Source organism: Petrocella sp. (assembly GCF_059865615.1).
On record NZ_JCBCDA010000100.1, the window covers coordinates 1 to 2,481 of the forward strand.

At 32.3% G+C, this 2,481-nt stretch carries 4 protein-coding genes; all 4 read left to right on the forward strand.

What is annotated here, in order from left to right; genetic code table 11:
- On the forward strand, nt 1-646 hold a 646-nt coding region (locus AC6F8J_RS10655; protein WP_500723246.1), incomplete at its 5' end, for a tetratricopeptide repeat protein.
- Between the two features lie 228 nt (nt 647-874).
- Entirely contained in the window at nt 875-1,933 is a 1,059-nt protein-coding gene (locus tag AC6F8J_RS10660; RefSeq protein WP_500723248.1) for an S-layer homology domain-containing protein, read from the forward strand.
- 8 nt (nt 1,934-1,941) lie between these two features.
- Nucleotides 1,942-2,214 (forward strand): hypothetical protein, encoded by a 273-nt coding sequence (locus AC6F8J_RS10665; RefSeq protein WP_500723250.1) that lies wholly within the window; start codon nt 1,942-1,944, stop codon nt 2,212-2,214.
- Between the two features lie 33 nt (nt 2,215-2,247).
- On the forward strand, nt 2,248-2,481 hold a 234-nt coding region (locus AC6F8J_RS10670), incomplete at its 3' end, for a hypothetical protein (RefSeq protein WP_500723252.1).

Below are 2,481 nucleotides of genomic sequence, written 5' to 3' on the forward strand. Positions count from 1 at the left end.
ATTTCCTGATTCTGATAGAACGATTGAATTACTGAAGACAGCAGTTACGATTCAGGTTGATGATCCTAAATACAAAGAGTATTGTGAAATTAGAAATCTGCAAATGTATGCTTTTTTAGTGGATATGTATAGCTATTCTCCAAAAACCTATAATCCTGAGAAAGCTATTGAATATTTAGAACACTTATATCAATTAAAGCCAGAAAGAAAAGGGCTAAAATTAGAAATGGCAATGTTATATTTGGCTTTGGATGATTTTGCAAATGCAGAAATATTAATAAATGAATATAAAAATGAACACTTTACAAACATGAATTCTTTGATAGTAGATTGCCTATATTATATAAAAACAGGGGAGCATAAGAAAGCGAAAAAAATACTTAATAAGTTAAGAATAGTTTCAATTAGTAAAGTTAATAAATCTCATTATTATGCTTTTAGCGCTTATTATTATGAAGAAATAGATAAGATGGAAAAAGCAAAAGAGTATTATAATAAATTTGTTGATTACAATAAAAAAAATGCTTTTATATACGATACAGTTCAAGCAGAAGAACGGTTAGATATTAACTTTGATGATATTCGTAAGGAACTTGAGATGGAATATGAAGCCTATAATAAAATCAGTCTTGAGCTAGAAGAGTAGATAAGTGATTGTATTAGAATGCTAGAAATTTACAAGAAGTATTAACGAAATTCAGCATTTATGAGTAGTAGTTAGATGGATAATTAATTGAAATATATATTAGAGAAATAAATTAAAAATCATTGTATTCATTAAATATATGTGATAAATTAAATAGAACGATCATATATGCAAAGACAAAAAGACATATAAATATAAAAAATACCACTAAAAGAGGAGAGTAAAAAGATGAAGAGAGTCATAACAGCCATATTAGTATTAGCAATGTTAGTAGGAAGTATTACGATAAACGCCACAACACTAGAAGATATTAAAGGTAAGGTATCGACTGTAAAAGATATCAATGATACCACCTTAAACAGCTTAAAGACAGAGATAGCAAAAGAATTTGAGGATTACATAAAAGCAGAATGGTACGCAAACCATATGGCAAAATTAGTTGCCGTAGATGGGATAGCTGGATACACAGACGGAACAATAAAACCAAATGGAACGATTACAAAAGCAGAATTCACGAAAATATTAATAGCAAGTATCTATGGCGTTCAAAAGGAAAGTGATAAAGATCATTGGGTGACACCCTATATGACAAAAGCAGAAGCCGTAGGCATCCTCGAAAAAGGGGATATGAATATCACAAGTTATGACAGGGCCATAACCAGACAGGAAATGGCTAAGATGGTAGTCCTAGCAACGGAGAAAGTATACAAAGAAGCTGAAGTGACAGAAGATGTAGACCTCCTAATAAAAGACATTGGCAGCATCAATAGGTCTTACCAAACATATGTTAGAAAAGTCTATGCCAGAGGGATTATAGGTGGGTACCTGGATAGAACCTTTAAAGCAACCGGAAATGCAACACGAGCAGAAGCAAGTACCATATTAGTAAGGCTTTTTGATGAAAGAGAAAGGTTAGAAGTTGTTATCGGTTGGGGTGGTAGAGAGACGGTCACCGTATATGGATATACATTACCGGTAAAAGAAGCCACAGGATTAAAATATGAGTTCACAAAGCTTGAACTGATTGCTAAAGGATACAGTGAAATATTAATGTCGGTTAATTTATTGGAACGCACAGGACTTGAGGAACAACATGACGCAGTAGAAAAAGCCCTACTGTGTAAATTCGATCAAGCGACTGTCAAAAAGGTTATGGATATTGTGAAGACAAAAGAAGTATATGATGACAAGATTGAATATACAAAGATCTCTGCTGGACAAAAATATATTAGTATTGCTTCAGCCTATGGAGGAGCCTATGTGAATGTTCAAGTATTTAATAAATAGGAGTAAGTATGAAAAATATACTGAAGATAATAGAAATCTTAATAGTCTTATTAATCATCACAAGTAATAATATATATGGTGATACGGCTCCATCCATATTTGAAGAAGTTACCATTCAAGGGAAATTAGATATTATGAATCAACAGTTACAGCATAAATTTGATTTTCCGACCAACTATAATTACTTCAAACAAAAAGGAGATTATGACAGAAATCTCAATACAACACTCCTTGAAGGTAGTGATTCTAAGGAGATGATAGAACCTATTAATAGAGAGTAGTGAGTCATTTGAATTAAATAAAGGGGAAATAAGATGAGCGTATTGGTATTGAATTATAGTGAATTAAGCTCAAGTATCAAAAATGCTAATAAAGCGGCCAATCAAGCAAGAGATTATGGGGACACAATTAAAAAAACAATATGCAAAAAAATCTCAAGCCTACCCGGAGGCAGTACTAATAATACAAGTAATGCAGACTGGTTTGCCCAGAAAAAAATCGCTGCTTTGGCTGAAAAAGCGGATAGGCTAGATACTTTTGCATCAAAA